At 71.5% G+C, this 26,950-nt stretch carries 27 protein-coding genes and 1 pseudogene; 14 read left to right on the top strand and 14 right to left on the bottom strand.

Features of this window, described 5'->3' with window-relative positions; genetic code table 11:
- The first annotated feature begins 96 nt into the window (after nt 1-96).
- Nucleotides 97-2,481 (top strand): phosphoketolase family protein, encoded by a 2,385-nt coding sequence (locus tag ACZ63H_RS02850; RefSeq protein ID WP_469861486.1) that lies wholly within the window; start codon nt 97-99, stop codon nt 2,479-2,481.
- Nucleotides 2,369-2,689, top strand: a complete 321-nt coding sequence (locus ACZ63H_RS02845; protein ID WP_469861484.1) for a CBS domain-containing protein — start codon at nt 2,369-2,371, stop codon at nt 2,687-2,689. The genes ACZ63H_RS02850 and ACZ63H_RS02845 overlap by 113 nt, the downstream gene beginning before the upstream one ends.
- Nucleotides 2,690-3,020: 331 nt before the next feature.
- Here the strand turns inward: ACZ63H_RS02845 and ACZ63H_RS02840 are convergent, their stop codons facing one another.
- Nucleotides 3,021-3,617: a TetR/AcrR family transcriptional regulator gene (locus ACZ63H_RS02840; RefSeq protein WP_469861483.1), complete on the bottom strand. Its 597-nt coding sequence runs from the start codon at nt 3,615-3,617 to the stop codon at nt 3,021-3,023.
- Nucleotides 3,618-3,887: 270 nt separating this feature from the next.
- Between ACZ63H_RS02840 and ACZ63H_RS02835 the strand changes: the two genes are divergently transcribed.
- From ACZ63H_RS02835 to ACZ63H_RS02820, 4 genes are read left to right on the top strand one after another with little or no spacing between them, the layout of a single operon-like run.
- Nucleotides 3,888-4,460, top strand: coding sequence for a 2Fe-2S iron-sulfur cluster-binding protein (locus ACZ63H_RS02835; protein WP_469861481.1), 573 nt, complete (start codon nt 3,888-3,890; stop codon nt 4,458-4,460).
- Complete coding sequence (locus tag ACZ63H_RS02830; RefSeq protein ID WP_469861479.1) at nt 4,457-5,449, top strand: FAD binding domain-containing protein; 993 nt, start codon at nt 4,457-4,459, stop codon at nt 5,447-5,449. Before ACZ63H_RS02835 ends, ACZ63H_RS02830 begins: the two co-directional genes overlap by 4 nt.
- On the top strand, nt 5,446-7,581 hold the full coding sequence (locus ACZ63H_RS02825; protein WP_469861477.1) for a xanthine dehydrogenase family protein molybdopterin-binding subunit: 2,136 nt from the start codon (nt 5,446-5,448) through the stop codon (nt 7,579-7,581). Before ACZ63H_RS02830 ends, ACZ63H_RS02825 begins: the two co-directional genes overlap by 4 nt.
- Nucleotides 7,574-8,716, top strand: a complete 1,143-nt coding sequence (locus ACZ63H_RS02820; protein ID WP_469861476.1) for an XdhC family protein — start codon at nt 7,574-7,576, stop codon at nt 8,714-8,716. The genes ACZ63H_RS02825 and ACZ63H_RS02820 overlap by 8 nt, the downstream gene beginning before the upstream one ends.
- 33 nt (nt 8,717-8,749) lie before the next feature.
- On the opposite strand, the gene ACZ63H_RS02815 is transcribed toward ACZ63H_RS02820, so the two are convergent.
- A complete protein-coding gene (locus ACZ63H_RS02815; protein WP_469861474.1) occupies nt 8,750-8,929 on the bottom strand; it encodes a hypothetical protein in 180 nt (59 codons plus the stop codon).
- Nucleotides 8,930-8,983: 54 nt separating this feature from the next.
- Nucleotides 8,984-9,580 (bottom strand): TetR/AcrR family transcriptional regulator, encoded by a 597-nt coding sequence (locus ACZ63H_RS02810; RefSeq protein ID WP_469861473.1) that lies wholly within the window; start codon nt 9,578-9,580, stop codon nt 8,984-8,986.
- A 63-nt stretch (nt 9,581-9,643) separates the two neighbouring features.
- Here ACZ63H_RS02810 and ACZ63H_RS02805 point away from each other — a divergent pair, with 63 nt between their 5' ends.
- Nucleotides 9,644-10,522 carry an SDR family oxidoreductase gene (locus ACZ63H_RS02805; RefSeq protein ID WP_469861471.1) on the top strand — a complete coding sequence of 293 codons (879 nt, stop codon included), beginning with the start codon at nt 9,644-9,646 and terminating at the stop codon, nt 10,520-10,522.
- A gap of 108 nt (nt 10,523-10,630) precedes the next feature.
- Here the strand turns inward: ACZ63H_RS02805 and ACZ63H_RS02800 are convergent, their stop codons facing one another.
- From ACZ63H_RS02800 to ACZ63H_RS02780, 5 genes are read right to left on the bottom strand one after another with little or no spacing between them, the layout of a single operon-like run.
- Nucleotides 10,631-11,239: an alkaline shock response membrane anchor protein AmaP gene (locus ACZ63H_RS02800; protein WP_469861470.1), complete on the bottom strand. Its 609-nt coding sequence runs from the start codon at nt 11,237-11,239 to the stop codon at nt 10,631-10,633.
- A 22-nt stretch (nt 11,240-11,261) separates the two neighbouring features.
- Complete coding sequence (locus tag ACZ63H_RS02795; protein ID WP_469861468.1) at nt 11,262-11,915, bottom strand: DUF6286 domain-containing protein; 654 nt, start codon at nt 11,913-11,915, stop codon at nt 11,262-11,264.
- A gap of 52 nt (nt 11,916-11,967) precedes the next feature.
- Nucleotides 11,968-12,372 (bottom strand): Asp23/Gls24 family envelope stress response protein, encoded by a 405-nt coding sequence (locus tag ACZ63H_RS02790; protein WP_469861466.1) that lies wholly within the window; start codon nt 12,370-12,372, stop codon nt 11,968-11,970.
- A complete protein-coding gene (locus ACZ63H_RS02785; protein WP_469861464.1) occupies nt 12,369-12,536 on the bottom strand; it encodes a hypothetical protein in 168 nt (55 codons plus the stop codon). The genes ACZ63H_RS02790 and ACZ63H_RS02785 overlap by 4 nt, the downstream gene beginning before the upstream one ends.
- A 48-nt stretch (nt 12,537-12,584) precedes the next feature.
- Nucleotides 12,585-13,073: an Asp23/Gls24 family envelope stress response protein gene (locus tag ACZ63H_RS02780; protein ID WP_469861462.1), complete on the bottom strand. Its 489-nt coding sequence runs from the start codon at nt 13,071-13,073 to the stop codon at nt 12,585-12,587.
- Between the two features lie 153 nt (nt 13,074-13,226).
- Between ACZ63H_RS02780 and ACZ63H_RS02775 the strand changes: the two genes are divergently transcribed.
- Together ACZ63H_RS02775 and ACZ63H_RS02770 are read left to right on the top strand one after the other, a co-directional pair.
- Nucleotides 13,227-13,805 (top strand): RNA polymerase sigma factor, encoded by a 579-nt coding sequence (locus tag ACZ63H_RS02775; protein ID WP_469861460.1) that lies wholly within the window; start codon nt 13,227-13,229, stop codon nt 13,803-13,805.
- Entirely contained in the window at nt 13,796-14,455 is a 660-nt protein-coding gene (locus ACZ63H_RS02770) for a hypothetical protein (protein ID WP_469861458.1), read from the top strand. The genes ACZ63H_RS02775 and ACZ63H_RS02770 overlap by 10 nt, the downstream gene beginning before the upstream one ends.
- 182 nt (nt 14,456-14,637) lie before the next feature.
- On the opposite strand, the gene ACZ63H_RS02765 is transcribed toward ACZ63H_RS02770, so the two are convergent.
- From ACZ63H_RS02765 to ACZ63H_RS02755, 3 genes are all read right to left on the bottom strand, one after another.
- A complete protein-coding gene (locus tag ACZ63H_RS02765) occupies nt 14,638-15,348 on the bottom strand; it encodes a type 1 glutamine amidotransferase domain-containing protein (RefSeq protein ID WP_469861456.1) in 711 nt (236 codons plus the stop codon).
- 63 nt (nt 15,349-15,411) lie between these two features.
- On the bottom strand, nt 15,412-17,001 hold the full coding sequence (locus ACZ63H_RS02760; protein WP_469861454.1) for a succinic semialdehyde dehydrogenase: 1,590 nt from the start codon (nt 16,999-17,001) through the stop codon (nt 15,412-15,414).
- 7 nt (nt 17,002-17,008) lie between these two features.
- Nucleotides 17,009-17,935 carry an acetoacetate decarboxylase family protein gene (locus tag ACZ63H_RS02755; RefSeq protein WP_469861452.1) on the bottom strand — a complete coding sequence of 309 codons (927 nt, stop codon included), beginning with the start codon at nt 17,933-17,935 and terminating at the stop codon, nt 17,009-17,011.
- Nucleotides 17,936-18,690: 755 nt separating this feature from the next.
- Between ACZ63H_RS02755 and ACZ63H_RS02750 the strand changes: the two genes are divergently transcribed.
- The 3 genes from ACZ63H_RS02750 (at nt 18,691) to ACZ63H_RS02740 (ending at nt 22,228) form a co-directional block, all read left to right on the top strand.
- A complete protein-coding gene (locus ACZ63H_RS02750; RefSeq protein WP_469861450.1) occupies nt 18,691-19,611 on the top strand; it encodes an NAD-dependent epimerase/dehydratase family protein in 921 nt (306 codons plus the stop codon).
- A 236-nt stretch (nt 19,612-19,847) separates the two neighbouring features.
- Nucleotides 19,848-20,372 carry an AAA family ATPase gene (locus ACZ63H_RS02745; protein ID WP_469861448.1) on the top strand — a complete coding sequence of 175 codons (525 nt, stop codon included), beginning with the start codon at nt 19,848-19,850 and terminating at the stop codon, nt 20,370-20,372.
- A gap of 974 nt (nt 20,373-21,346) precedes the next feature.
- Nucleotides 21,347-22,228, top strand: coding sequence for a prohibitin family protein (locus ACZ63H_RS02740; RefSeq protein ID WP_469861447.1), 882 nt, complete (start codon nt 21,347-21,349; stop codon nt 22,226-22,228).
- Between the two features lie 398 nt (nt 22,229-22,626).
- Here the strand turns inward: ACZ63H_RS02740 and ACZ63H_RS02735 are convergent.
- Together ACZ63H_RS02735 and ACZ63H_RS02730 are read right to left on the bottom strand one after the other, a co-directional pair.
- Nucleotides 22,627-23,071, bottom strand: a pseudogene (locus tag ACZ63H_RS02735) (NF041680 family putative transposase); the annotation flags it as partial.
- 276 nt (nt 23,072-23,347) lie between these two features.
- Entirely contained in the window at nt 23,348-24,286 is a 939-nt protein-coding gene (locus ACZ63H_RS02730; protein WP_469861445.1) for an alpha/beta hydrolase, read from the bottom strand.
- Nucleotides 24,287-24,393: 107 nt separating this feature from the next.
- Here ACZ63H_RS02730 and ACZ63H_RS02725 point away from each other — a divergent pair, with 107 nt between their 5' ends.
- Entirely contained in the window at nt 24,394-25,029 is a 636-nt protein-coding gene (locus ACZ63H_RS02725; protein ID WP_469861443.1) for a TetR/AcrR family transcriptional regulator, read from the top strand.
- Nucleotides 25,030-25,252: 223 nt separating this feature from the next.
- Here the strand turns inward: ACZ63H_RS02725 and ACZ63H_RS02720 are convergent, their stop codons facing one another.
- Nucleotides 25,253-26,269 carry a chitinase gene (locus tag ACZ63H_RS02720; protein ID WP_469861441.1) on the bottom strand — a complete coding sequence of 339 codons (1,017 nt, stop codon included), beginning with the start codon at nt 26,267-26,269 and terminating at the stop codon, nt 25,253-25,255.
- Between the two features lie 299 nt (nt 26,270-26,568).
- Between ACZ63H_RS02720 and ACZ63H_RS02715 the strand changes: the two genes are divergently transcribed.
- Nucleotides 26,569-26,949 (top strand): hypothetical protein, encoded by a 381-nt coding sequence (locus tag ACZ63H_RS02715; protein WP_469861440.1) that lies wholly within the window; start codon nt 26,569-26,571, stop codon nt 26,947-26,949.
- Nucleotide 26,950: the final 1 nt, after the last annotated feature.

The raw sequence follows: 26,950 nt of genomic DNA, 5'->3' as shown, positions 1-26,950 counted from the left end.
GCCCTGTCGGGTACTCGGCGCCGCGGCAGAGGGTGGAGTGTGCAGATCGGCGTACACGGCACCCGGAGCCGTGCCCCGACCCGGAAAGGATCCGCGATGCCCGACGACACGCAGCTGACACCCACCCAGCCGGAGGAGGACGAGCTGAGGTCGCTGGACGCCCACTGGCGCGCCGCGAACTATCTGGCCGTGGGCCAGATCTACCTCATGGCCAACCCCCTGCTCACCGAGCCACTGCGCCCCGAGCACATCAAACCTCGGCTGTTGGGCCACTGGGGCACGTCGCCCGGCCTGAACCTGGTGCACACCCACCTCAACCGCGTCATCAAGGCCCGCGGTCTGGACGCCCTGTGCATCTGGGGGCCTGGTCACGGCGGTCCGGCCGTGCTGGCCAACTCCTGGCTGGAGGGCTCGTACACCGAGACGTACCCCGACATCACGCGGGACGCGGCCGGCATGGGGCGGCTGTTCAAGCAGTTCTCCTTTCCCGGCGGGGTGCCCAGCCACGTCGCGCCGGAGACCCCCGGCTCCATCCACGAGGGCGGCGAACTCGGTTACTCGCTCTCCCATGCCTACGGCGCCGCCCTGGACAACCCGGACTTGCTGGTCGCCTGCGTGATCGGTGACGGCGAGGCCGAGACCGGACCGCTGGCCGCCTCCTGGCATTCGAACAAGTTCCTCGACCCCGTCAACGACGGTGCCGTGCTGCCGATCCTGCACCTCAACGGCTACAAGATCGCCAACCCGTCCGTGCTGTCCCGCCTGCCCGAGCGCGAACTCGACGAGCTGCTGCGCGGTTACGGACACGTCCCGATCCACGTCACCGGCGACGACCCGATGGCCGTCCACCGGGCGATGGCCGCCGCGATGGACGACGCTCTGGAGAGCATCGCCGCCATCCAGAGCGGCGCCCGCGAGGGCCGTGTGACAGAGCGGCCGCACTGGCCGGTGATCGTGTTGCGCACCCCCAAGGGCTGGACCGGCCCGGCGGAGGTCGACGGTCTGCCCGTGGAGGGGACCTGGCGCGCCCACCAGGTGCCGTTGGCCGCCGTGCGGGACAATCCGGAGCACTTGCGGCAGCTGGAGCAGTGGATGCGGTCCTACCGGCCGGAGGAGCTGTTCGACGAGCATGGCGCCCCGCGCCCGCACGTGCTCGCCTGCATCCCGGAGGGCAGGAGCCGGCTGGGCGCGAACCCCCACGCCAACGGCGGCCTGCTGCTGCACGAGCTGCCCCTGCCACCGCTGGAGAAGTACGCCGTCGAGGTCGACAAGCCCGGGGCGGCCCTGCACGAACCCACCCGTGTCCTCGGTGACCTGCTGCAGGACGTCATGCACGCCACGAGCGGACGGCGCGACTTCCGCCTCGTCGGTCCCGACGAGACCGCCTCCAACCGGCTCCAGGCGGTCTACGCTGCCAGCGGCAAGGCCTGGCAGGCCCAAGTGCTCCAGGTGGACGAGCACCTCGAGCGTCACGGCCGGGTGATGGAGATCCTCTCCGAACACACCTGTCAGGGCTGGCTTGAGGGCTACCTCCTCACCGGCAGGCACGGGCTGTTCTCCTGCTACGAGGCGTTCGTGCACATCGTCGACTCCATGGTGAACCAGCACATCAAGTGGCTGCGCACCACCCGCCGACTGCCCTGGCGCGCTCCCATCGCCTCCCTCAACTATCTGCTGACCTCGCACGTGTGGCGCCAGGACCACAACGGTTTCTCCCACCAGGACCCCGGCTTCGTCGACCACATCCTCAACAAGAGTCCCGAAGCGGTCCGGGTCTACTTCCCGCCGGACGCCAATACGCTGCTGTCGGTCGCCGACCACGCACTGCGCAGCAAGGACTACGTCAACGTGATCGTGGCCGGCAAGCAGCCCTGCTTCGACTGGCTCTCCATGGAGCAGGCGAAGGTCCACTGCGCCCGCGGCGCCGGGATCTGGGAGTGGGCCGGCACCGAGGACGACTCCCGTGAACCGGACGTGGTGCTGGCGTGCGCGGGCGACGTCCCGACCCAGGAGGTGCTGGCCGCCGCCCAGTTGCTGCGCATGCACCTGCCCGACCTGGCCGTGCGGGTGGTCAACGTCGTCGACATCGCCCGGCTGCTCCCCAGCGAGGAACACCCGCACGGCATGAGCGACTTCGAGTACGACGGCCTGTTCACGGCCGACAAGCCGGTGATCTTCGCCTACCACGGCTACCCGTGGCTCATCCATCGCCTGGCTTACCGCCGCACCGGGCACCGGAACCTGCACGTGCGCGGCTACAAGGAGATCGGCACCACGACCACCCCCTTCGACATGGTCGTCCGCAACGACCTCGACCGCTATCGCCTCGTCATGGACGTCATCGACCGCGTCCCCGGCCTCGCGGTCCGTGCCGCCGCCGTACGCCAGCGCATGGAGGACGCCCGCCACCGCCATCACGCATGGATCCGCGAGCACGGCATGGACCTGCCCGAGGTCGCCGACTGGACCTGGGACGGCTGACCGGCCGTCTTCCGCTTGTTGCCCGCGGGGGGCGGGGCAGACCCTGGCGCACGCGGCCCGCCTCATGGCCGAACACCACGCCAAACGGCTGCCGGTCATGGATGACGAGGGCCGGCTGTGCGGTGTCGTCAGCCGTGCTGACCAGTTGGAGGTGTTACTCCTGGCCGACCGTGTTTACTCGGCCCGCGCGATCCGGGCCAGAGTGTGAAACGAAGTCGCACACATCAAGACGCCATGTCACCTGGTGAGCCCGCGGGGATGAGCGAGAGGGCGGCCGCCATGCCCGCGATCGGGACCGCGACGAGGCGACGGCCCGCCGGACGGTCCGGCAGCGGCCCGGCCGCCGCGTTGCCCAGGGCGCAGGACTCGCGGCCGCCGCTGCTCCGCACCGGCGGACCGGGCCGGCGGAGCAGGCGCCGTACCGGCGGGCCGCTCGGCCCGGGCCGCCGCCTCGCCGACGGGAGCGGGGGAGCGGCATTCCCCTTCCGAGAGGTCTGGTCGGGCCGTGCCGAGGGCGGCCGCTGGGTGGCGGTGCGGGGTCAGGGGCTCCCCGGCGCTTCGCCCCGGGGAGCCCCCGTGCGCAGTCCGTCCATGACCAGGTCGAGGAGCCGGGCGGCGCGGGGCCGCCAGTCCTCGCGGGGGTCGAGCTGCCACAGGCCGGCTATGGCGAGGAGGAAGTCGTCCGCGGTGACGCCGGGCCGTACGGTGCCGGCGTCCTCGTTGGCGCGGAGCAGGAGTTCCGCCGCCCGGGCCACCGGCGTCGGGGACGGCTTCGCGGGGCCGCCCGGTGCGCTGGTGACCTGCCGGATCGCGTCGGCCAGTCCGGCCTTCGTCATGGCGAACTCGGACAGCCGGTCCATCCAGGCGCGCAGGGCCTCGTCGGGTGCCCGGCTGCCGAGCAGCTGCTCGGCGCTGTCCGCGACCTGCTGCATCTCGTGGCGGTAGATCTCGAGAACGAGCGACTCGCGATTGGGGAAGTTGCGGTAGAAGGTGCCCTGTCCGACGCCGGCCTTCTTGGCGATCGCGCTGAGCGGGGCGTCCGCGCAGCGGGACAGCTCGACGAGAGCCACTTCCAGGATGCGCTCGCGGTTGCGCTGCGCGTCGGAGCGCCGGGGTGAGTCCTGCTGCTGAGGCACTCGTCCTCCTCAAGGGGCGTGGCCAAAGCTCGCCCTTGCTAAGCGGACAGCTGTCCGTTAAGTTTCCAAGTAGCGGACAGCTGTCCGGTCACGTCCACCATAGCGGCGGACGCGGCTCTGTGGCAGCCGCCAGCTGCACTGTCCGGCCCCAGCACACCGCACCTTCGCTTCGCCCCGTGCGGCTCCGGCCCGCACGACGGAGATCCCCGGGCCGCCCCGACCTTCCCGGCTGCCGTCCCGTCTGTCCTGGAAATGCGAAAGAAGCAGCTCATGGCCTCATCGACGTCCAGCGTCATCACTTTGAAGATCAACGGCGAGAAGCAGACACTGCCCGTCGACCACCGCACCACCCTGCTCGACGCACTGCGCGAGCGACTCGATCTGACCGGCACCAAAAAGGGCTGTGACCAGGGTCAGTGCGGGGCCTGCACGGTCCTGCTGGACGGACGCCGGGCCGTCGCCTGCCTGCAACTCGCCGTGGCGGCCGAGGGCCGGGAGATCACCACCATCGAAGGCGTGGCCGACGGCGAACGGCTGCACCCCGTCCAGCAGGCCTTCCTCGATCTGGACGGCTTCCAGTGCGGCTACTGCACCCCGGGCCAGATCTGCTCGGCGATCGGGGTGATAGAGGAACACGCGGCGGGCTGGCCGAGCGCCGTCACCGAGGACGTCCGCCCCGAAGCGGGACCACCGCCCCTGACCGTCGACGAGATCCGCGAGCGGATGAGCGGGAACCTGTGCCGATGCGGCGCGTACGTCTCGATCGTCGAAGCGGTGGCCCGCGCGGCGGCGGCCCGGACGCAGGGGCACTCCGAGACGGGTGCGAAGGAGACGGTGGCATGAGGGAGTTCGACTACCAGCGGGCGCACGACGTCGCCGGCGCCGTCGCACTGCTCGACGCCGATCCGGACACCCGCTACCTGGGCGGCGGCACCAACCTCGTCGACCTCATGAAGACCGGGGTCGAGCGCCCGGCACGGCTCGTCGACATCCGCGAGCTGCCGCTCGACCGGATCGAGACGACGCCCGAGGGCGGACTGCGGATCGGCGCCACCGTCACCAACGGCGACCTGGCCGCCCACCCCGAGATCCGGCGCCGCTACCCGGCGCTCGCCCAGGCGGTGCTGGCCGGCGCGTCGGGACAGCTGCGCAACATGGCCACGGTCGGCGGGAACCTGCTGCAGCGCACCCGCTGCGGCTACTTCACCGACATCACCCAGCCCTGCAACAAGCGGGTGCCCGGCAGCGGTTGCCCCGCCGTCGAGGGCGAGCACCACAACCACGCGATCCTGGGCGCGACCGAGCACTGCGTGGCCGTGCACCCCTCGGACATGGCCGTGGCACTGACCGCCTTCGACGCCGTCGTCCACTTCGAAACGGCCGACGGCCCCGGAGAGACGCCGCTCGCCGACTTCTACCTGCCCGTCGGGGACACCCCGCACCGGGAGACCGCCCTGCCGCCGGGCGCGCTGATCACCGGCATCACGCTGCCGTCCGCCCCGGTCGCCGCCACCTCCCGCTACCGCAAGGTGCGCGAGCGCGCCTCCTACGCCTTCGCCATCGGCTCCCTCGCCGCCGCACTCGACATCCGCGACGGCGTCGTCCGGGACGCGCGCCTGGCCTTCGGAGCCGTGGCGTCCCGCCCCTGGCGCGCGCGCGCCGCCGAGCGGATCCTGACCGGCGCACCGGCCGGCCCCGAGACCTACGCCGCCGCGGCGGACGCCGAACTGGCGGCGGCACGGCCGCTGCCCCACAACGGCTACAAGGTGGACCTCGCCCGCAACCTCACGGTGGCCGTCCTGACCGAACTCGCCGAGGAGGCCGCCCGATGACCACCGTCACCACCGGAACATCCGCGCGGACGGCCTCCGTCGGCACCGGCCACACCCGTGTCGAAGGCCGTGACAAGGTCACCGGCGCCGCCCGCTACTCGGCGGAGGTGCCCTTCGCCGGCCTCGCCCATGGCTGGCTGGTGCTGTCCACGGTCGCCCGCGGCCGCATCCTCGGCCTCGACACCGAACCCGTCCTCGCCATGCCGGGCGTCCTCGCCGTACTCGACCACCGCAACGCCCCCCACCTCGACACCGAATACACCGGTCTGCTGGGCAAGCCCGACCCGACCTGCGCCGTCTTCCAGCACGACCGGGTGCCGCACCGGGGCTGGCCGGTGGCGCTGGTCGTCGCGGAGACGTCCGAGCAGGCGAGGGAGGCCGCCGAAGCACTCGTCGTGCACTACGAACAGGAGCCGCACGAGACCGGGTTCACGGGCGAGCACCCGGACGCCTACCCGGTGGACGGCCATATGCCGGGCGTGACGGAGAAGGGCGACCTCGACGCCCAGCTGGCGTCCTCGGCCTTCGTCGTGGACGCGGAATACACCACCCCCGAAGAGCACCACAACCCGATGGAACCCCATGCGGCGACCGCCCGCTGGGACGACGGACGACTCGAGGTGATCGACTCCACCCAGGGCGTCACCTGGGTCGTCGGCGAACTCGCGAACCTCTTCTCACTCGACCCCGCCTCCGTGCGCGTTCGCTCCGAACACGTCGGCGGCGGCTTCGGCAGCAAGGGGGTCCGTGCCCACCAGGTCGCCGCGGTGATGGCCGCGACCATGCTCCAACGGCCCGTCCGGGTGGTCCTGACCCGACGCCAGATGTTCTCGCTGGCCGGGTACCGCAGTCCCACCATCCAGCGGGTCCGGCTCGGCGCCGACCCCGACGGACGCCTGCGCGCGCTGGAACACCGCTCCCTCAGCCGCACCTCCACCGTGTACGAGTTCGTCGAACCGGGCTCCGGGGCGGCGCGGGTGATGTACGACGCCGACGCCCACCACACCGCCAACCGCGTCGTACGGCTCGACGTGCCGTCCCCGACCTACATGCGCGCCCCGGGCGAGGCACCCGGCTCGTTCGCTCTGGAGGCGGCGCTCGACGAACTCGCCGAGAAGTGCGGGATCGACCCGATCGAGCTGCGCCTGCGCAACGAACCCGACAAGGGGCCGGTGTCCGGCCTGCCGTTCGCGGGCCGCAATCTGGCCGCCTGCTTCCGGGAAGGGGCCCGCAGGTTCGGCTGGGCGGACCGGGACGGGCGCCCCGGACTGCGCCGGGAGGGCCGCTGGCTGCTCGGCACCGGCACGGCGGCGGCCTCCTTCCCGGCGGGAGCCGCCCCCTCCACCGCGACCGCGACCGCGCATCCGGACGGCACCTTCACCGTCCGGATCTCCGCGGCCGACATCGGCACCGGGGCCCGTACCGCGCTCACCCTCGTCGCCGCGGACGCCCTCCAGGTGCGGCCCGAGCACGTCCGGGTGCGCATCGGCGACAGCGACTTCGGGCCGGCGATGATCGCCGGCGGCTCCATGGGCACCCGCTCCTGGTCCTGGGCCGTCAAGCAGGCGGCCGGTGAGCTCCGCGAACGGCTGGCCCTCGGCGCCGACATCCCCCCGGAGGGTCTCACGGTGCGATCCGACACCACGGAGGCCGTCGGAGCCCTCGCCCCCGCCGAACGGCATTCCTTCGGAGCACAGTTCGCCGAGGTCGCCGTGGACGTCACCACCGGCGAGGTGCGGGTGCGGCGCATGCTCGGCATCTTCGCGGCGGGCCGGATCGTCAACCCGCTCACCGCGCGCAACCAGTTCCTGGGCGGCATGGTCTGGGGCATCTCCATGGCCCTGCACGAGGAGGCGGTCCGGGACCGCGCCTCCGGCGGACACGTCGGTGCCGACCTCGCGGGCTATCACGTGGCCACCCACGCCGACGTCCCCCGCATCGAGGCCGACTGGATCGACGACACCCACGACGACGACCCGGTCGGGATCAAGGGCATCGGTGAGATCGGTCTCGTCGGCGCCGCGGCCGCCGTGGCGAACGCGGTCTGGCACGCGACCGGGGTACGCCACCGCAGCCTGCCCATCCGGCCCGACCGCGTCCTGTCGGCCGCCGCGGGGGTCCGGGATGCTTGACCTGGCAGCGGAGCTGCACCACTGGACCGAGGAGGGCCGGGAGTTCGCCGTCGCCACCGTGGTGGCCGTGGGCGGCAGTGCCCCGCGCGGTCCCGGCGCCGCCCTCGCCGTCGACCGCGCGGGCACCGCCATCGGTTCGGTCTCCGGCGGCTGCGTCGAGGGCGCGGTGTACGACCTGTGCGGCGAGGCGCTCCGGAGCGGCGAGAGCGTCCTCCAACGGTTCGGCTACAGCGACGAGGACGCCTTCGCCGTGGGACTGACCTGCGGCGGGACGGTCGACGTGCTGGTCACGCCGGTGGGCGCCGAGGCGCCCGTCCGAGCGGTCCTCGGCGCGGCGCTGTCGGCCGCCGCCCAGGACGCACCGGCAGCCCTCGCCCGGGTCGCCCGCGGCCCCGCCGAACTCCTCGGGCGCGCCCTGCTGGTGCGGTCCGACGGGACGTCCGAGGGCGGTCTCGGCGGCCACCCGGACCTGGACCGGACCGCGACGGCCGAAGCCCAGGCGCTGCTGGAGGCGGGCCGCACCGGCACGGTGGAACTCTCGGCGGACGGTTCGCACTGCCCCGGCGGGCTGACGCTGCTGGTCGAGTCGAACGTGCCGCCCCCGCGCATGATCGTCTTCGGCGCGGTCGACTTCGCCGCGGCGCTGGCCCGGGCCGGCAAGTTCCTCGGCTACCACGTGACCGTCTGCGACGCCCGCCCCGTCTTCGCCACCCGCGCCCGCTTCCCGGACGCCGACGAGGTCGTCGTCGACTGGCCGCACCGCTACCTTCGGCGTACCGCGACCGACGCCCGCACCGTCCTGTGCGTGCTCACCCACGACGCGAAGTTCGACGTACCGCTGCTGAAGGTGGCCCTCCGGATGCCGGCCGCGTTCGTCGGCGCCATGGGCTCCCGCCGCACCCACGACGACCGCGACCGGCGGCTGCGGTCGGAGGGCCTGACCGAACGCGAGCTGGCCCGGCTCCGCTCACCGATCGGCCTCGACCTCGGCGCCCGCACACCGGAGGAGACCGCCCTGTCGATCGTCGCGGAGATCGTCGCCACCAACCGGGGCGGCACGGGCGTCCCCCTGACCGGCGGAAGGACTCCGATCCACCGCGGACTCGGGGGAGGGGGAAGCCCGGCGGTCGCCTGACCGCCCGCGGGGCGAGCGGAGCGCTCGCCCCGGTCACCGGGGCTGGTAGGCGGTGAGCAGCGGGCGTCGTGCCTTGGCCGGGTCGGTCGCGCCCGTCGCGGCGACCCGGCCACGCGGTTCGGCCGGATGCCGACCGGTGGGACGGACGACGGCCAACCTGATCGCCATCACCGCCGTCGAGTGGTTCGTATGCAGGCGGTCACGGGAGGTCATCCGGCTGTGCCTGTTCCGGGCCGCAGGGGCTTCTTCGACCGGGAGCGTCGCCTGTCACGGCAGTTGCCTGAACGCCTGGTCGGCATCGGCTACGGCCTCGGGGTGGACGTCGTGGGCGGTGCGACCGTCGGCGATCTTCTGCCAGTTGGTCCGGGCGAGCACCCGTTGGACGGCGAGTACCTGGGCGGCCAGCAGGCGTGCCCGGATGCCTTCGCCAAGGGCGTCCGCCAGTGCCTCCTCGTCCTCGAGCTGGTACCGCGTGAGCCGTCCCGCCAGGCTCGGTGTGGTGAACACCAGCCGGTGGAACGCCACCACCTCGGGGTGATCGCTGAGGCCGGTGACGGGGTCGTACCGATCGAGGCCGGCCCGGAAGTGCCGGTGCAGCGCCGTCACCGGCTTGGTGCCGGACTTGCGGTCACGTACGACGCGTGCTGCCTCGCCCTGGTGATCCGCGAACCGGTACAGCACCAGGTCTTCCTTGGTGGGGAAGTACCGGAAGAGGGTCGGCTTGGAGACCTCGGCCGCTGCGGCGATGTCGTTGACCGAGACGCGGTCGAAGCCGTGCTCCAGGAACAGCGAGACGGCCGCGTCTCCGATGGCGTCGCGCGTCCGCTCCTTCTTGCGGGCTCGCAGTCCCGTCAACTCGCTCATCTGACCACCGTAACATTCATGACCGAGTTGCTTTTTTAACCGAGTAACGTTTTCATGGGCGGCATGCATCAGATCGACATGCCTGCGGTGCTCGTCACCGGGGCGACGGGCCGGATCGGCCGCCTCGTCATCGACCGACTCCTCGACGCGGGCGTGCCGGTCCGTGCCCTCACCCGTCGCCCCGAGGCGGCGGCGACGCTGCCGGCGGAGGTCGAGGTCTTCACCGGTGACCTCACTGTGCCCGGGTCGCTCGATCCGGCGCTGAGCGGCGCCGGTGCGGTCTTCCTCCTCTGGACCGCCCCGCCTCAGACCGTGGAGGCAGTCGTCGAGCGGCTGGCGGCCCACGTGCGGCGGGTCGTCTTCCTCTCCTCCCCGCATCGGACGCCGCACCCCCTCTTCCAGCAGCCCAATCCCATGGCGGTGCTGCACGCCGACATCGAGCGGTTCATCGCGGCCGCCGGACTCGAGCCGACGATCATCCGGCCAGGGATGTTCGCGTCGAACTCGCTGGCCTGGTGGGCGCCCGCGATCCGGGCCGGCGAAGTCGTCCAGTGGCCCTACGGCGCTGCCGAGTCGGCGCCGGTCGACGACCGCGACATCGCAGCCGTCGCGGCGCGGACGCTCTCTCAGGACGGATACGCCGGAGGCGACTACGTCCTTACGGGCCCCGAATCGCTGACCCAAGCCGCGCAGGTGGACGTCATCGGTGCCGCCCTCGGGCGCCGGATCGCATTCGAGGAGATCACGCCGGACGAGTTCCGAAGCCGATGGGAGGGTACGGTGCCCGGCTCGGCCGTCGACATGCTGCTGGCCGCGTGGGGTGCGGCGGTCGGACAGCCCGCCCACATCACCACTGCGGTGGCCGACATCCTCGGGACGGCGCCGCGAACGTTCAGCCAGTGGGCCGTCGACCACGCCGACGCGTTCACGGAGAGTCCGTAACCGCGTCGACCGCGACCCGCGCCCAACGCGGCGGCCCTCAGTCCGCCGTCCCCCGGCCCCACGCCGTCGCCTGGAACACCAGCGCCTACCGGTCTGCTGGACCGCGGCTCACTCCGCGCGGTGCGGCGGGTGACGGGCGACTTTCAGGCGGACCTCGGTGGGCATGTCGGGCAGGCCGATGGACCGGTGAGCGGTCCGCAGCGGTCCCTCGCACAGGGCGCCGAGGGTGGCACCGGGCGCGCCGTGCGGGGTGAGGGTGAGTCCGACGCGGGTGCGTGGGTGGGCGGGGCGGCCGGTGATGCGTACGGCCGCGTGCCGGACCTCCGGCAGGGCACCGGCCTCGGCTGCGATCGCGTCGCTGAGCGCGCGGTCGCGCAGTTCGACGCCCTCCTGCGGGGGCGTGCCGCCGACGGGCAGCGCGCCGGGGCGGCGCCGGATCAGCTGGGTGAGCAGCCACCACAGGGCGAGCAGGGCGACGAGGGCGAGCGCGGCGATGACCGCGGGCCACCACCACCAGCCCTGGCCGCTCCAGCGGGCCCGGTCGGCGGAGCCGAGCAGGACGTCGTCCGGGGCGGTCAGGGGCCAGCCGGCGGGCGGGCCCAGGTCGTGCCGCCGGTAGAGGTCGAACCCGGCGAAGAGGATCAGCAGTCCGCCGCCGAGCAGGACCAGTCCGGCGAGGGCCAGCAGAGTGCGGTTGAGTGCGGATCGCGGGGTCATGGCGCGGGCTCCGGGTTATGCGTCAGCCGGTGCGTCGCCGCACCCGTACGACGATGCGGGGAGGGGCCGCGAGGGCGAGCCGGTCGCGTTCCTCGCCGAGGACGGCGGTGAGGTCGTCCTTCACCTGGCGGGGGTCGCGGAAACGGACGTCCGCGAAGGCTTTGACGCGGTGGCGGCGCACCCGGACGCGCGCCGCGCCGACGCCGGGGACGCGCAGGGCGGCGTCGCGCAGCAGGCCGGCGGCGCCGGCGCGATCCAGCGAGGCCCGCAGCCGGGGGCAGCCGGCGGTGGAGCGCAGGGGCAGCCAGCGCCGTAGCCCGGGGGAGAGGGCCAGGACGATCAGCCAGAGGCCGGCGGCGGCGGCGACGGCAGCGCCCGTGAGCATCCACACGTCGTCCACGGGGCGGGTGGCCAGTGCCTCGGTCAGATGTCGCCGCCAGGCCGCCGACGGGCGTCCGGCCCGGACGGCGACGACATCGGCCAGCGCCGCGACCGCCGCCGCCAGGATCACCGCTGCGACCAGCGCCGCCGGCAGGCGGCGCGCGGACCACGGACGGTGGGTCCGGCGCCCTCCACCGCGCTCTTGGGCCGTGGCGTCCGGCTCGGGTTGGGCGTGACCGGGCGGGCCGGGGTCGGGTGCGGTGTCACGGCCGGGCCGGCCGGGGTCGGGTGTCATCGCGGGTTCCCTTCCCGCGCGGCGGGCCGGGCGGTCCGTGGCGCGTGGCCGTTCACCGGACCCGCCCCCGGCCCGGATCGGCGGCGGTCACCAGCCGCCGGATGGTGAGGGTGACCTCTCCCACGCGCAGACCGGTCAGGTAGGCCACCCGTTCGGCCACGTCCCGCTGGATGCGCTCACAGACGTAGGCGAGGTCGGCCGGGTAGGGCAGGTCCATGGTCAGGTGCAGGCGCACCGCGCCGGTGCGCACCGCGGCGGTGGCGCTCGGAGCCGCCGGCGTACCCGGGCTTGGCGGCACGGCCGCGCGCCGCGCCTGCGCCGTGCGGGCGGCCCGGGCGGCGATACGCGCGACCACCCGGTCCGGGATGACAGTCGCGCCCCGCTCGGCCGGCGGCGGCAGACCGGTGGCCGGTGCCGGGCCCGGCCCCTCGTCGGCGGAACCGGTCCGGCTCCTCACCGCTGCCTCCGTGTGCCGAGGCCGAGGTCGCCCTGCGCGGCGAGGCCGGCGATCAACCCCGCCGCACCGAGGACCAGGACCAGCAGGAAGGCCCAGAAGCCGCCGAAGTAACCGGCGAAGCCCAGGGCCATGCCGGCCACGAGGCCCGTCGTCGCTGCGTTCATCTCGCACTCACCCGTCTCGCCCACGCCCGCCCGGGACGCGGGGGTGGATCACCGCACGCGGCCCTCGTCCGGTTCGGCTTCCTCTTCCTCGTCGGGCAGGTGGACGTCGTCGACGGCGATGTTCACCTCGACGACCTCCAGGCCCGTCATGCGCTCCACGGCGCCGATCACGTTGGTACGCACGTCACCGGCGACATCGACGATGGAGACGCCGTACTCGACGACGACGTCCAGGTCCACGGCGGCCTGCCGCTCGCCGACCTCGACCTTCACCCCCCGCGTGATCCCCACGCCGCCGCCTGAGCCGGGCACGCGGTCCCGCACGGCGCCGAAGGCGCGGGCCATGCCCGCCCCGAGGCTGTGGATGCCCGCTACCTCACGGGCGGCCATGCCCGCGATCTTGGCCACCACGCCGTCCGCGATGGTGGTCTTCCCCCGCGTCTCGGCCGGGGCCCCGGCCCCGGTACGGCCCTTCAGCGCGCTCACCCCCGTGTCGGGCCGGCTGCCCCCGCCGACGCTGGTGATGTTCTCCGTCATGGCGGTCGCCTCGATCGGTCGGTCGGACACCGGTGTGGTGCCCTCGAAAGGTTGGATACGGCCGGCGGGGTATTTCTCACGCCCATCCGACGTGACGTGCATCACATCTCGGTGTCGGGTTACCCGGACGGTCCAGCCCTGCGCGGGAACACCATGAACGAACGCACTGCTTACCCACCGCCGGAATACGGCTTGGCGGACGGATTCCTGGCCGTACGGGCGGCCGAGGGGGACGAGGACGCCTTCGCCGTCCTCGTCCAGCGTCACGGCCGGCCCCTCCTCGCCCTGGCCCGCGGCATGCTCGGCAACCCCCAGGACGCCGAGGAGGCCGTTCAGGACGCCTTCATCAGCGCCTGGCGGCGCCTGCCGGAGTTCCGCCGCACCGCGGAGTTCCGCACCTGGATGTACCGGATCACCGTCAACCGCTGCCTGGCCGCGCGCCGCCGCCACCGGCCGCCGCCCCTCCCGCTGGAGACGGCCGCCGAACCCGCGGCGCGGGACGCCCGGAGCCAGCCCGCCCGCTGTGCCGAGCAGGACGCGGCCGTCGCCGCACTGTCCCGCGCGCTCGACGGTCTCCAGACCGGGCAGCGGCTGTGCTGGATCCTGCGCGAGGTGCAGGGCCTGTCCTACAAGGAGATCGCCCAGATGACGCGGACCAGCGAACAGACCGTGCGCGGCAGACTCTTCCGGGCACGCCGATCCCTCCAGGAGGCGATGGGCCCATGGCGCTAGACGACGCGCGGGCGCGCCCCGCGGCATCCGCCCGGCCCGCCGGGCCCTCCGCCGGCGCGCCGCCGTTCGCGGGTGACGTCGTGCTGTCCTGCGGCCGGCTGCTCAGCCGGGTCTGGGAGCAGGCGCGGGACGCGGCGCCGGCCGCCGACCCCCACACCGTCTCCTGCCCGTACTGCCGCGAGGCCGTCGAGGGGCTGGCCACGCTGGACGCGGCCACCCGGGCGATGCGCGCCGAGGACGCCGCCGCCCACCACGCGCTCGTCGGTCGCGTCATGGACGCCGTCAGGGCGGAGGCACGACTGGGACGGCTGCTGCCCCTGGCCGACCCGGACCAGGACCTGCGGATCACCGAGCGCGCCGCCGCCCGGGTGCTGCGGGCGGCGGCGGACGCGGTTCCCGGTGCGCGGTCCGCGTCCTGCCGGCTCGCGCCCGAGGGGGAAGGCGTCGGCGTGCGGGTGACCATGACCCTGGCCGCTGCCGCGGACCGCCCGCTGCCCGACCGGGCCGGTGAGGTACGCCGGTCGGTCCTCCACTCGGCCGGACAGGATCTGGGACTCGCGCTGACGGCCATCGACATCACCGTCGTCGACCTCCTGGCGCCCGACCCGCCCCCGCACCCAGGTCCGGTGAACGGTGGCGACGTGCGATGACCCTCCGCCCGAGCGGCCGCGTTCCCCGGTGCCGCGGCGGAGGCGGCCCTCGCGGTCTCGTTCGCTTCGTTGCGCTTGGCGCGGGTCGACCGGGCCCGTACCGAGTCTGTGCGCGAGGTGGGTCATCCGGGCGGTCGACATCGATCCGGTGTCCATCCGCCGTGGAAGGACTGCGTCTCGACTCAGCCTCGCTCCTTCGACGCGTTGCCCTCGACGGCTTCGACGACCTTCTTCGCCGTGGCCTTGGCCGAGCCCGGGTTCTGGCCGGTGACGAGGCTGCCGTCGGTCACGACGTAGGAGACGAACGGCAGTGCCGCCTTCCGGTACAGCGCCCCGCGCTGTTTGGCCTTCTCCTCGGCGTTGTAGGGGACCAGCTTGTCGACGCGGGCGAGGACCTCCTCGGTCCAGGCGAATCCCGTCATCTCGCGGCCGGCGATGAGGTAGGAGCCGTCGGAGAGCCGAGTGTTGAGCAGGCCGCAGTAGCCATGGCAGACCGAGGAGACGATGCCGCCGTGCTCGTAGATCTCGCGGGTGATGCGCTGCAGGCCCTCGCTGTCGGGGAAGTCGTACATCACCGCGTGACCGCCGGTGAAGTAGATCGCGTCGTACTCGGAGGGGTCGATCCGGTCCGGACTCGCCGTGTTCTCGAGCAGCGCCATCTTTCCAGGGTCGGCGCGCCAGGCCTTGGCGGTCTTGTCGTAGTTCGGGAACTTCAGCGCACGGGGCTCGAGAGGCACCGCGCCGCCGGCCGGGCTGACGAGCGTCTGCTCGTAGCCGTGCTCCTCGAAGACGTGCCAGGCGTGCGTGAGCTCGGAGAGCCACAGGCCAGTGGTGTGGGAAGGGTCGTCGTAGTGGCCGACGTTGGTGACGACGTCCAGGACGCGCGTGGTCATGGCTGATCTTCCTTCATGCGGACCGGAGTGGCGGGGTGACGGGCCGTCGTAGCCGGTGATCGGTCAGCGGACGCCCAGGGCACGCAGCGTCTTGAACGCCCGGGTCAGGATCCGCGCCCACTGCTCGTGCTCGACCCCGCCGGGCGGGGTGAAGCCCTGGAGGCGCTGGTGGGCGACGGTCTGGGCCTCGGTGTACTTGAGCAGCCCGTCGGCGCCGTGACGGCGGCCGAGGCCCGAGTCGCCCATGCCGCCCATGGGGGCGTCGATGCTGCCCCAGGCGGCGGCGAACGCCTCGTTGACGTTGACGGTGCCGGCGTGCAGCCGCCCCGCGACCTTGCGGGCCTCGGTGCCGTCGCGGCCCCAGACGCTCGCGTTGAGGCCGTACGGCGTGGCGTTGGCCATCGCCACCGCCTCGTCGACCGACCGGTAGCGGTAGACCGACACCACGGGGCCGAACGTCTCGTGGTCGAACAGCGTCATCGCCGGCGTCACATCGGTCAGGATCGTCGGCTCGTAGAACAGCGGCCCGAGATCGGGACGGGCCTTGCCTCCGGCCAGCACGGTCGCGCCTTTCGCCACCGCGTCGTCGACGTGCGCGCTGACGGTCTCGAGCTGCGAGGGGGTGGTCAGCGAGCCCATGTCCACCGAGAAGTCGTAGGCCGCACCCAGACGCATGGCCCGGACGCGCTCGACGAACGCGGTGACGAACGCGTCGTGGATCTCATCGGCGACGTAGAGCCGCTCGATGGACACGCACAGCTGCCCGGCCGAGGGGAAGCAGGCGGCGACCGCGCCGGCCGCGGCCTTCTCGATGTCGGCGTCGGCGAGGACGACCATGGCGTTCTTGCCGCCGAGCTCCAGGGACGCGCCGATCAGCCGCTCACCCGCGTCGCGCGCGATCCGGCGCCCGCTGGCGGTGGAACCGGTGAACATCATGTAGTCCCCGCCGGCCATCAGCGCGCCTCCGATGGAGCTGCCGCGGCCGATCACCATCTGCCAGACGTCGGCCGGCAGGCCCGCCTCGCGCATCAGGGCCAGCGCCCACAGCGCGGTCAGGGCGGTCTGGGTGTCGGGTTTCTGCACGACGGCGTTGCCGGCCATCAGGGCCGGGATGGCGTCGCCGGCGGCCATGCTGAGCGGGTAGTTCCAGGGCGAGATGACGGTCACGACGCCCTTGGGGTGGCGCAGCTCGGTGGTGTGGGTCAGAACCGGGATCGCGCCCTTGCGGCGCTTGGGCGCCAGCAGCCGCCGGGCGCTGCGAGCGTAGTAGCGGGAGGTGATCGCGATGTCGCTCACCTCGAGGAATGCGTCGCGACGGGTCTTGCCGCTCTCGGCCTGCATCAGGTCGAGGGCTTCCTCCTGCCGCTGGAGGACGAGATCGTGGAAGCGCAGCAGGATGCGCTTGCGGTCGGCCACCGGGGTGGCCGCCCAGCCGGCCTGGGCGGCGCGCGCCCGGGCGAAGGCGTCCTCGACGTCGTCGGGGGTGGAGACCGGCAGGTCGGCGAGCGCTGCTCCGGTGTACGGGGAGGTCGTGGTGACCCGCTGGGCGCGGGCACCGGCGGCCACCGAAGTGGCCAGGCGGGTCAGACGGGCCGGGGTCAGCGATGCCGGGAGGGGGGTCTGGAGACGGCCGGTGTTCGTGGCGGTGGTCATCGCGGTCTCAGCTCCGGTCCTGGATGGAGGTGGGTACGGGCATGTGCAGCGCCAGCTGGCCCTCGGTGGTGACGTCGAGCTGGATCGTGCGGATCGGCCTCAGTGAGCGCAGGTCGTCGCTCAGCCGGCCCTGGCCGAGCCGAAGGTCCAGGCCGCGGGGGAAGCGCGTGGTTCCCGAGGAGAGCATGTTGATCTGGCTGGTCGTGGAGTGCCAGGCGCCGTCGATCGTGGTGTAGGAGGTCAGAGTCGAGACGTGTGCGCCGGTGGGCCGGGCGGTCTGCTTCGGGGTGGGCGCCGACAGGGCGAGGTCAAGGCCGCCCTGGTCGTTGGCGACCCGGGTGGAGGTGCGCGCGGTGTCGATGTCGACGTCGAGCTCGGTGACCCATTTGGGGAACCCATAGCCGTCGTGGCCGCGCACCTGCGCGATCTCGGTGCTGACCGGGAGTGAGAGTACGTAGGAGTGCAGGGAGTCGTTCTTGAGTCCGGTGACCAGGTCGAGCAGGCCCAGCCCGCCGTGCCGCGCCGGCTTCACGGCGATGCCGACCGCGGCCTCGGTGTAGAAGTCGATGTCGCACACGTCGTACCGAAAGGCCATCACGGAGACGATCCCGAGCCCCGGGGCGATTTCGAGCGGGTCCAGCTCCCGGGGCAGGCGGGCCCGGATCGCCTTGGCCGGCGCGAGCATCGTGAGGCGGGCCGTGGAGATGCGGTAGTAGAAGTTCGGCGTCAGTGTGGGCCCGATGCGGGAGTCCACGCGGCTCTTCGGCATCCGGCGGAAGAAGTCGACGCTGCTGACCCGCGGGTCCCGTGCGACCTCGTCGAGGTCGGTGTCCATGCGGAACCGGTCATAGAGGCCGCCTTCCGGGACGGTGACGAGACGCCCTCCGAGATCGACCTCTACGGTCCGGTCGGTCGGCTTGCCGGTCGATGCCATGGACTGTCCTCCAATGTGAGCGATGCTAACACCGAGGATCGCACGGGATGTGAGCACCGTCAACAATGGGGGGTGCGAGGCGCGCGGCAATCGGACGGCGCGTGTCAGGAGCCGACCGATGGGATGGCGAGGAAGGCGCTACGCAACCGGTCGGCGGCCCCCTCGCTCGACGCGGTCGGCAGCTTGCCGTCGAGGTGAACCAGGCTGGACCGTGGGCGAGCCCCCAGTCGGGCGCCGCAGTGCGAAGGTGGCGTAGGTGACGGCGAACTCGGCCGGGTTCGGGAGCGAGGCAGGCAGGTCGGGCCCACCGCCCAGGCCGGCCGATCCGGTGGTAACCACTCCTCTCTGATGTTGACATTGCTTACTTATTCCTCTTATGCTTTGTTAGCACCGTAAACATAAGGTGTGTCCCAAGGACCGAGACCCGCGGGAACGGGCCCCCGTGGCGCTCACCGGCCGACCGACGTCCGCGGTCGACCAGCCGATCACCACACCGGCACTCGTCATTAGCCTGGGCGACGACACGTTGTCGCCGGCCGGGGCAGTCGACGACCTCGCTCATCGTTTCTTCTCGTCCACCTCGGTGACACATTGGCACGACACCAGCGATCAGGTGCCCGAAGCCCGGCCAACGACCACATCGGCCGGCTCCGCACCCCGGCCACGTTGGTCGACGGCATCGTCACGTGGTGGTGCGACGCTGCTCGTGGTCGAGCTGTCGTCGCCACCCGCACCATCCACCTCAAGGAGACCCCATGCAGACCGTTCTCGGCGCCGGCGGACCGATCGCCGACGAGCTCGTGAACGAGCTCCACCGCAGCCACACCAAGGACATTCGCCTCGTCAGCCGCAAGCCGTCGAGGGTGAACGACACCGATGAGCTCATGGCCGCGGACCTCACCGACACCGACGCCACCAGCCGTGCCGTCGCGGGCAGCGACATCGCCTACCTCACCGTCGGCCTGCCCTTGGACTCGGAGCTGTGGGAGCGACAGTTCCCCGTCATGATGCGCAACGTCATCGACGCCTGCGCCGAACACGGCACGAAGCTCGTCTTCTTCGACAACACCTACATGTATCCCGGAACGTCGACGCCCCAGACCGAGTCGACAGCGTTCGCACCAGGTGGACGCAAAGGGCGGGTCCGCGCACAGATCGCCACCATGCTGCTCGATGCCATGCGGGCCGGACGGGTCGAAGCCCTGATCGGCCGCGCGCCCGAGTTCTACGGTCCCGGCCGGACGAAGAGCTACACGAACTCGTTGGTGTTCGACCGGATCAAGGCGGACAAGCGGCCGTTCGTTCCGGTCGACGCCCATGCCAAGCGGTCCCTGATCTGGACCCCCGACGCGAGCCGCGCTCTCGCCCTGCTCGGCAACACACCGGATGCCTACGGCCAGGTGTGGCACCTGCCGGTCGACCCGGACCGGCAGTCCTACGCCCAGCTCATCGACATCGCCGGCGAGGTCACCGGCCGCAAGATCGGCTACACGGTGCTGCCGATGCTCGCCTTCCGCCTCGGGCGCCGCTTCGTCAAGCCGCTCGACGAGATGTACGAACTGCTCATCCGCTACCGGGACGACAACATCTTCGACAGCTCGAAGTTCGCGGCCCGCTTCCCCGAATTCCAGGTCACGAGCTACCGGGAGGGAGTACAGCGGATCCTCACCGGCTGACCCGTCGACAGGTACTCCCGATGGCCGACTCATGCCGCGATGCCGAACCGGGTGCCAGGACCGCAGTCGGTCCGGAGGTTCATCGCCCTGCGGCCAGACCCAGGAAGTGATGTGGCTGGGCACTTGCGGCAGGGCGCCGATAGATGCCCACCCCGACGCGTCACATGACCTCACCCAGTGGCCCTACTGTCACCAGAAGGTGTTCATGGGGCTCACACAACGCTAGCGTCAAGTCCATGATCGTATGGCTCAACGGCACACACGGTGCGGGCAAGACGACAACGAGCACGCTCCTCCAGAAGTTGCTGCCGGACTCACGGGTGTTCGACGCCGAGAAGGTCGGCGAGACCCTCATGGATATCAAGCCAGGGCTGCCCGCGACGGACAACTTCCAGCACTGGCCGCCGTGGCGGCCGCTCGTCGTCGAGACCGCCCGACGCGTCCTCGACTACACCGGCGGCACCCTGGTGATGCCCATGACCGTCCTGGTCGAGCAGTACTGGCGAGAGATCAGCTCGGGCCTTGCCGAGCACCGTATCCCGGTCCGCCACTTCGTCCTCCACGCAGACCAGGACACTCTCCGCGCGCGTATCGCTGGCGACACGGTTCTCGGCCCCGACTCCCCGTTCCGGCTCCGGTACCTCGAGCCCTACGCCGAGGCGGCCCGCACGTGGCTGCACGCCGAGGCCGAGGTCGTGGACACCACGCACCTCACCCCCGCCCAAGTCGCCCAGCAGATCGAGGAGGCCGTCAGGAGCTGAGGGGCCAGCCGGCAACCAACCCTGTGGCGCCGCACCTTCCAGGTTGGGGTCGTTGCCGGACGTGAGACGGTGCTTGCGGTGCCCGGGGGCCGTGCCGTCCCGTGCGGCGGATGCCGAGTGCCCGGAGCCACGGGTCTGGCCGACGGCTGATGGGTTGGCGATCTTCCGTTTCCATGCCGATGACGAAGTCGATTTCGACGTCCAAGCTGATCGAGTCTTTCTCCTTGCGGATCCGCAGGTCAGGTACTGAGCCGCGGTGATCAAAAATCGCTCGGGGCCGAGGCGAAGATGCCCCCCGGCACGGCAGCGGCCGCGCAAAGACCAGGCCGCTTGTCCGTTGCAGTTGTCCGTGATCCGCCGTCGGCGGGCTGCCGAGGAACTCCCGGGCGCCGCGAAGCCGGATGATCAGGAGCCCCCTGTGCGGTGTGGCTGTAGAGGCGCATGTCCAAGACTCCGGGGAGGCGTGTGGCGGTCCGTCGGCCGGCCGGCAGCAGGGAGGAATCGTTGCCGTCGCGCCGGGGATGAGCACGGCGAGCTCGTAGCGGCTGGGTCCCTGGGATCCGGCGGCGAGACAAGGCGGGCGAGCGGCTTCCTCGACGGAGCCGCCCTCTCCGACGAAACTGCTCTTGTCGCACCAGCTCGCGACGCCGTGCAGAACATCCCCGGCGAGCCCGCGGAAGGCGTGGGACAGCTTGATGCGGGCCGGCTTCGGCGGGGGAGCGGGACCGGCGCGTCGTCCATGGACTGTTCTGGCGAATGGAGGCGGCGAAGGCCGGGTTCGGGCACTGTCTGGCTGGTGGCCTCCGGCTTCTGACGTGGCCGTTTGGCGGGTCAGGGTGATCTCGTGTTCGCCGGCCCGAATCATGGGTGAACCGTGGTGAGGTGTGGGCGTCACCTCTGGTCGCTACGATGCGCGCCGGGGTCGCGTCCCAGAGGGGCGCGGAAACGTTTCCTGAGGGGGATCACCTGTGTTTGTGCTGTCCATCGTGCTGCTCATAGCGGCCGTCGTCCTCTTTCTCGTCGGCCGGCTCCGGGAGGTGAAGGGCTGGAAGCTCGGGGCGGCGCTCAGTGGCGTGGCGGGCCTGCTGGCGGCGACGTTCGCCTGTGTGCATGTCGTGAGTGCCTACGAGGTCGGCGTCCCGGTGACCTTCGGGAAGACCGGTACGCCGCTGACGTCCGGGGTGCACTTCAAGTCGCCGTTCACCGACGTCACGTCCTTCTCGACCCGTCCGGTCGATCTCGATCTCAACGGCAAGGACGTCGTCGAGGTCCGCTCCTCGCAGGGCGGTGTGCTGTACGCCGACGTCACCCTCAAGTGGGCCGTGGTGCCGGCGAAGGCGGTTGAGCTGTACCGGCTCGCGGGCAGCGAGGAGGCTGTCGAGCAGCGGCTGGTGCTGCCCGACGCCCGCGAGATCATCCGCAACGTCTTCGCCAAGCACACCAGCGAGGAGGGATACGCTTCCGCGCGCGAGCAGATCGGTTCCGAGATCTCCGGCCTCGTCAAGGGGCGTCTGGCGCCGCGCGGGATCGACGTCACCACCGTCAACCTGCGCAATGTGCGGCCGTCGGAAAAGCTGCAGGACCAGATCGACAAGAAGATCCAGCAGGAGCAGGCCACCGAGCGGGCCACGGAGGCGGCGCGTACGGCGAAGGCGGAAGCTGAACGCAAGCGGATCGAGGCGGAGGGCATCGCCGCCGCCAACAAGATCATCGAACGCTCGCTCAGCGACAAGGTGCTGTACAACCAGTGCCTGGAGGCCTACAAGGAGGCCGCCAAGGCCAATCCCGTCTATGCGGTCCCCTGCGGCACGGACGCTAACGGCACACCGGTGATTGTGGACAGCGGTAAGAGGTGACACGGGCGCCGAGAGGAAGAAGCAGGGGAGTGGCCTGGACGCTCCCGGACTTCATGCTCACCCGTGCCGTGCCCGGTCCTGATCTGCCTCCGGTATGGGCAGCCGGGCCGAAGTGGGACGGCTACTGGGCCCGGCTGGTAGTACCCCACGGTGACATGACGGCGGCGTACCCGGAGATCCGAGCCGTCGCCCTCGCCTGGATGCCGGGCGGCTCGACGGAGCAGCCGCCACAACTGCTGTCGAAGGGGCGGCCGGGGCGGCGGGCAGGCACTCGGCGGTGGGTCGGGTGCCCAGGGGGAGACGGTCGGCGCCAGCCGTTACCGGTTACCAGTTGCAGGCCGGCCGGTGAGGACCCGGGTCGCGCCGCTCAGGGCGGAGCGGTCGGCTTTCCTCGGGCCTCAAGATCTGCCGGGCTTGTCGATGGCCTTCAGGGGTCTTGGAGCGCTTGACCGTCTTGCCGACGTCGTAGCGGGGTGCCCGGTGCCTGTTTCTGGCGCCGGGTGGCCATCCGGGGCCGGGTCGATGGGTGTGGGAACACGGGCCGGGCAGGCGAGGTGGGCGCGGATGTTCCTGAATCGTCGGCGGACCCGGGCCGGGGCGAGCCGGTCGGAGGTGGTCGGTTTCTCCCAGGGCCGGCGATGGTCCGCGGCGAGGGGTCGGGCGGACCGGAGCTGGGTGCGGGCGACGATCAGGATCCAGGTCCAAGCGACGGAGAAAAGCCTGCCGGAAGCGGTCCACGTCATCAGGGGTGGCACCGGTCCTGGAGGACCACAACCACAGCGGCGGAGCATCCCGGTCCTTCGATGGATGCTCGACCTTCAGCCGCATCAACGTGCCTTCCAGCGGCAGCACAAGGTAAGTGCCTGTTCCTGAACCTTGTTCGGCGCTGGGCAGGGTCCGTTTGGGTTCTCCGGGCGTGAGGGCCTGCCGTTCGGTGAACGGCTACCGTGACCAGTTGCCGAACGGCTCATCGGTCGGGATGGCCACGAGCTGCCGCAGACGAAAAGGCCGGTCCGAGCAGCCCTGGACCGGCCGTTTCATGGCGAGGGTCAGCTCGGTGGTGGTCGCTGTCCCGCGTGCGTGCGGCAGAGGTTCGGCGGCTGGCGGTGCCAGGTTGGGTCAGTTGAAGGCCGTGGTCACGGCGTCCGAGAGCCGGTTCAGTATGTCCCGCGAGAGTTGCACCGAGCCGGTGAACGAGAGGAAGCCGTGAATGGCTCCCTCGACCGGGAGGTGTTGGACCGGTACGCCGGCGTCGGCCAGCTTGCGGGCGTAGTGGCCGCCTTGGTCGCGCAGGGGGTCGTTCTCGGCGGTGACGATGACGGCGGGAGCAAGTCCGGCCAGTTCGTCGCAGCGAGCCGGTGAGACCCGCGGGTCGGCGCCCTGGTCCGGGGTGCTGAGGTAGGCGCCCCAGAACCACTCGAGGTAGGAACGGGACAGGACCGGGCCCGTCATGTTCTCGTACATCGAGGGGCTGTCGTCGAACCGGTCGACCGCCGGGTAGGCGAGCACCTGGAGGGTGATGTGAGGTCCCCCTCGGCGCAGAGAGTCCTGTGCGAGAACCGCGGCAAGGTTGCCGCCGGCGCTCTCGCCGAACACGGCGATGCGCTCTCCGTCGCCCCCGAAGTCCGGGGCGTTGCCCGCGACCCAGGTCAGTGCGGCATAGGCGTCGTCGACCGCGGCCGGGAAGCGGTGCTCGGGTGCCAGTCGGTAGTCGACGGAGACCACGACCGTGCCGGAGCGGCTGGCCATGATGCGGGCCATGTTGTCCTGGGTGTCCAGATCGCCGAAAACCCACCCGCCGCCGTGGAAGAAGAGCGTCACGGGCAGTGGCCCGGCATCCGGCTCGGTGAAAGGCCGGTAGATACGGACGGGTATGTCGCGGCCTTCGGCAGCGGCCGTGGCGTCCCGGACGTCGGCGACCGGTACGGGAGCGCCGGCCAGGGTGCCGAACGCGCGCCCGAACGCGCGGTTCTCCGCCACCGTCAGGGTTTCGGGAGCCGGTCCGCCTTCTGCGGCCACTTTCTTGAGCAGGATCTCGATCTGGGGGTCGAGGGGCATGGCACTCACCTGTCTGAAGAGACGGCCACCCGTTATGGAATGACCTCTCCAAGATGATCGGTAGGGCATAGTTGGAATGTCAATTCCAACTTGAGTAGTGTGGGCATATGAGCGCACCAGCGAAGACCGGAGAGTCGAAGAGGCAGCGGCTCACCAAGGGCGGCCGCAAGACCCGCGAACGCATCATCGAGGCCGCTGCGGAGCTGATGTTCCACCGCGGCGCGGGGGGCACGAGCATCCCGGACATCCAGGCGGCCGCCGGGGTCAGCGCGTCGCAGATCTACCATTACTTCGGCGACAAGCAGGGCCTGGTCCTGGCGGTCATCGACCACCAAACGGACATCCAGCTCGCCCAGCAGCGTCCGCTGCTGGACAACCTGGACAGCATCGAGGCCCTGCGCGAGTGGTGCGACGGGGCAGGGAGCCGACAGGACGCGAGAGGATGCGAAGGCGGCTGCGAGATCGGCTCACTCGCCAGCGAACTCGCCGACGGCGACCAGTCGGCACGGGCCAGACTCGTCTCCGCCTTCGACCGGTGGGAAGGCCCCATCAGGTCGGGACTCGCACGCATGCAGGCACGGGGCGAGCTGAGCGAGCGCGCCGATACCGCCGCGCTCGCCACCGCTCTGCTGGCCGCCATCCAGGGCGGCATGCTGCTGTCCCAGGTCCGCCGGTCGAGTACCGCCTACCGGCAGGCCGTGTCAGCGGTGATCGACCACATCGAGAGCCTCCTCGTCCGGTAGCGGCTTGGGGGCGTCAGCTCCCGGCCGGACCCGCGGCCGCCGGCCTTCGCCCTCACCCGGCCCGGCGGACGGCTCGGCCCGAGGGCCTGGTCCACGAGCGACGTCTTCGGCAGGTGCTCAGTGGGCACCTGCTTGGCGGCCGCGAAGGGGCACCTTTGGTCTGGCAGAAGGTGGCGCGGTGGTTCAGACGATCATGAAGAAGGGGCCGTGGTCCATGACGTCGTCAGCCCGCCAGTGCCTCCCCGAAGGCCCCGGCCTCCTGTGTCACCCCGCTGCAGTCGGTCGCCGCGTCGTCCGAGTCGGTGTCGTCGTCGCACTGCTGGTCGCGGAAGGCCGACCACATCGACACCCAGGCGAGGGACTTCTCCTGCGCGAAGGCCCGCACCTGCGCCGCGTCGTCCAGCGTGAACGTCTCCCCGGCCACGTCGTTGACGCCGATCATCGAGGTCAGTGCCATGCCCCGCCAGGCCTTGGCGTCGGACAGGCCGAAGACCTCCTTGAGCTGGGCGTGCGCGGCCTTCGCGGAAGTGACGGCGTAGTCGCCCATGTCACCGGTGTAGGACTCGCCGTAGTTCATGGTCATCAGGTTGACCGTGGAGACCTGGACGCCGTGGTCGTTGGCGGACTCCAGCAGCGCGAGACCGTCGTCGTCGAGCCCTGAGGGCATCACCGGCAGGGTGTAGGAGATCTTCAGGTCCGTCCGCTCCCGTTGGAGCAGCGCGAGCGCCTCCGAGCGCAGGGCCACCGAGCCGGAGTCGGTCAGCTCGTCGCCCTCGATGTCGAAGTCGGCCAGCGTGGCACCGGCGGCGTCCAGCGCCTCGCCGTAAGCCTCGGCCAGTTCCTCGGCGCTGTCGCAGGTCGCGGCCAGTTCCTTGCCGGAGGCGCCGCCGAAGGAGACGCGGACGCCGGCGCCGTCCGTGGTGAGTCCGGCGATCCGGGAGGCGACCGTGGGGTCGTCGATGGCGTGGGTGCCGTTCCACTCCGGGGTGCAGCCATTGCCCGAGGAGATCACGAAGGCCAGGTTGTACGTCGCCGGGAAGCCCGCCGAGTCGTTGGCGGAGGCGCCGGTCGCACTGACGTACGGGGCGTACGCCGTGGCCGACGTGGCGGTCGACGAGGGGGCGGCCGACGGTGCGGCGGGCACCGCGTCCGTCGTACCGTTCGCGTTCTGCGAACATCCCGCCGCCGCAAGGGCGATCAGACAGACGAGTCCGGCGGCGGGCTTTCGTTTGCGGCTCATCTCGTGTGCTCCTGCTCTCGTTCGCTTTGTTCCAGGACGGAAACGAAGAATGTCTCCGAACCGGCAAGGTTCCATACGGGACTGTGTCCCACCTGGGCAAACATTCAGGAATCCGGAGACTTTCCCAGGTGAATGACAGGTCCGGACGTTTCTCATGGGTGGCACACAAGAAATCCGGCGCTGCGGTCACATAAACGCTCTCTAATGTCCGGGGAATGCATTCCGATACCGCCACCGAAACCCGCGCCGCCGCGCGCGGTCGCCGTCGCAAACGCGGCAACGCGTCCACCGACGGACCAGTGTTCGTTGACAACTCCGGTCGCAGGGCCCGGCTGCTGCGCCGGATCGGGCTGCTCCTGGGCGTCGTCTGTCTCGGGTACGCGATCGTGCTGGGCGCGGCCTTCATGGGCATCGGCACCTCGGTCAATCCGTCCTCGCTGCTGCCGTTCGGCGCGAGCGGGAACGGTACCGCCCCGGGCGGCGGCATGCGGCCGGAAGGCGGAACCGTCCCGAGCGGCGTCCCCACCGGCACCCCGAGCACTGTCCCGAGCGGCGCCCCCACCGGCGTACCCAGTGGCGCGCCCACCGGGGCTCCCGACGGCACCCCCGCCGGCGCCCCACCCGGCGGCGCTGCCGTCGGCCCCGTACCCGACCCGGCCGCCTCCGCGACCGCCGACTGAC

It is taken from the genome of Streptomyces sp. NPDC104831, from assembly GCF_055583025.1.
Note: the sequence above shows the minus strand (reverse complement) of the source record. Positions and strands in the feature narration are given on the sequence as shown.

Coding starts and splice junctions, on each gene's coding strand:
- ACZ63H_RS02850 (WP_469861486.1), top strand. CDS start 97: ATGCCCGACGACACGCAGCTGACACCCACCCAGCCGGAGGAGGACGAG.
- ACZ63H_RS02835 (WP_469861481.1), top strand. CDS start 3,888: ATGGCCTCATCGACGTCCAGCGTCATCACTTTGAAGATCAACGGCGAG.
- ACZ63H_RS02830 (WP_469861479.1), top strand. CDS start 4,457: ATGAGGGAGTTCGACTACCAGCGGGCGCACGACGTCGCCGGCGCCGTC.
- ACZ63H_RS02825 (WP_469861477.1), top strand. CDS start 5,446: ATGACCACCGTCACCACCGGAACATCCGCGCGGACGGCCTCCGTCGGC.
- ACZ63H_RS02820 (WP_469861476.1), top strand. CDS start 7,574: ATGCTTGACCTGGCAGCGGAGCTGCACCACTGGACCGAGGAGGGCCGG.
- ACZ63H_RS02815 (WP_469861474.1), bottom strand. CDS start 8,929: ATGACCTCCCGTGACCGCCTGCATACGAACCACTCGACGGCGGTGATG.
- ACZ63H_RS02810 (WP_469861473.1), bottom strand. CDS start 9,580: ATGAGCGAGTTGACGGGACTGCGAGCCCGCAAGAAGGAGCGGACGCGC.
- ACZ63H_RS02805 (WP_469861471.1), top strand. CDS start 9,644: ATGCATCAGATCGACATGCCTGCGGTGCTCGTCACCGGGGCGACGGGC.
- ACZ63H_RS02800 (WP_469861470.1), bottom strand. CDS start 11,239: ATGACCCCGCGATCCGCACTCAACCGCACTCTGCTGGCCCTCGCCGGA.
- ACZ63H_RS02795 (WP_469861468.1), bottom strand. CDS start 11,915: ATGACACCCGACCCCGGCCGGCCCGGCCGTGACACCGCACCCGACCCC.
- ACZ63H_RS02785 (WP_469861464.1), bottom strand. CDS start 12,536: ATGAACGCAGCGACGACGGGCCTCGTGGCCGGCATGGCCCTGGGCTTC.
- ACZ63H_RS02780 (WP_469861462.1), bottom strand. CDS start 13,073: ATGACGGAGAACATCACCAGCGTCGGCGGGGGCAGCCGGCCCGACACG.
- ACZ63H_RS02775 (WP_469861460.1), top strand. CDS start 13,227: ATGAACGAACGCACTGCTTACCCACCGCCGGAATACGGCTTGGCGGAC.
- ACZ63H_RS02770 (WP_469861458.1), top strand. CDS start 13,796: ATGGCGCTAGACGACGCGCGGGCGCGCCCCGCGGCATCCGCCCGGCCC.
- ACZ63H_RS02765 (WP_469861456.1), bottom strand. CDS start 15,348: ATGACCACGCGCGTCCTGGACGTCGTCACCAACGTCGGCCACTACGAC.
- ACZ63H_RS02760 (WP_469861454.1), bottom strand. CDS start 17,001: ATGACCACCGCCACGAACACCGGCCGTCTCCAGACCCCCCTCCCGGCA.
- ACZ63H_RS02755 (WP_469861452.1), bottom strand. CDS start 17,935: ATGGCATCGACCGGCAAGCCGACCGACCGGACCGTAGAGGTCGATCTC.
- ACZ63H_RS02750 (WP_469861450.1), top strand. CDS start 18,691: ATGCAGACCGTTCTCGGCGCCGGCGGACCGATCGCCGACGAGCTCGTG.
- ACZ63H_RS02745 (WP_469861448.1), top strand. CDS start 19,848: ATGATCGTATGGCTCAACGGCACACACGGTGCGGGCAAGACGACAACG.
- ACZ63H_RS02730 (WP_469861445.1), bottom strand. CDS start 24,286: ATGCCCCTCGACCCCCAGATCGAGATCCTGCTCAAGAAAGTGGCCGCA.
- ACZ63H_RS02725 (WP_469861443.1), top strand. CDS start 24,394: ATGAGCGCACCAGCGAAGACCGGAGAGTCGAAGAGGCAGCGGCTCACC.
- ACZ63H_RS02720 (WP_469861441.1), bottom strand. CDS start 26,269: ATGAGCCGCAAACGAAAGCCCGCCGCCGGACTCGTCTGTCTGATCGCC.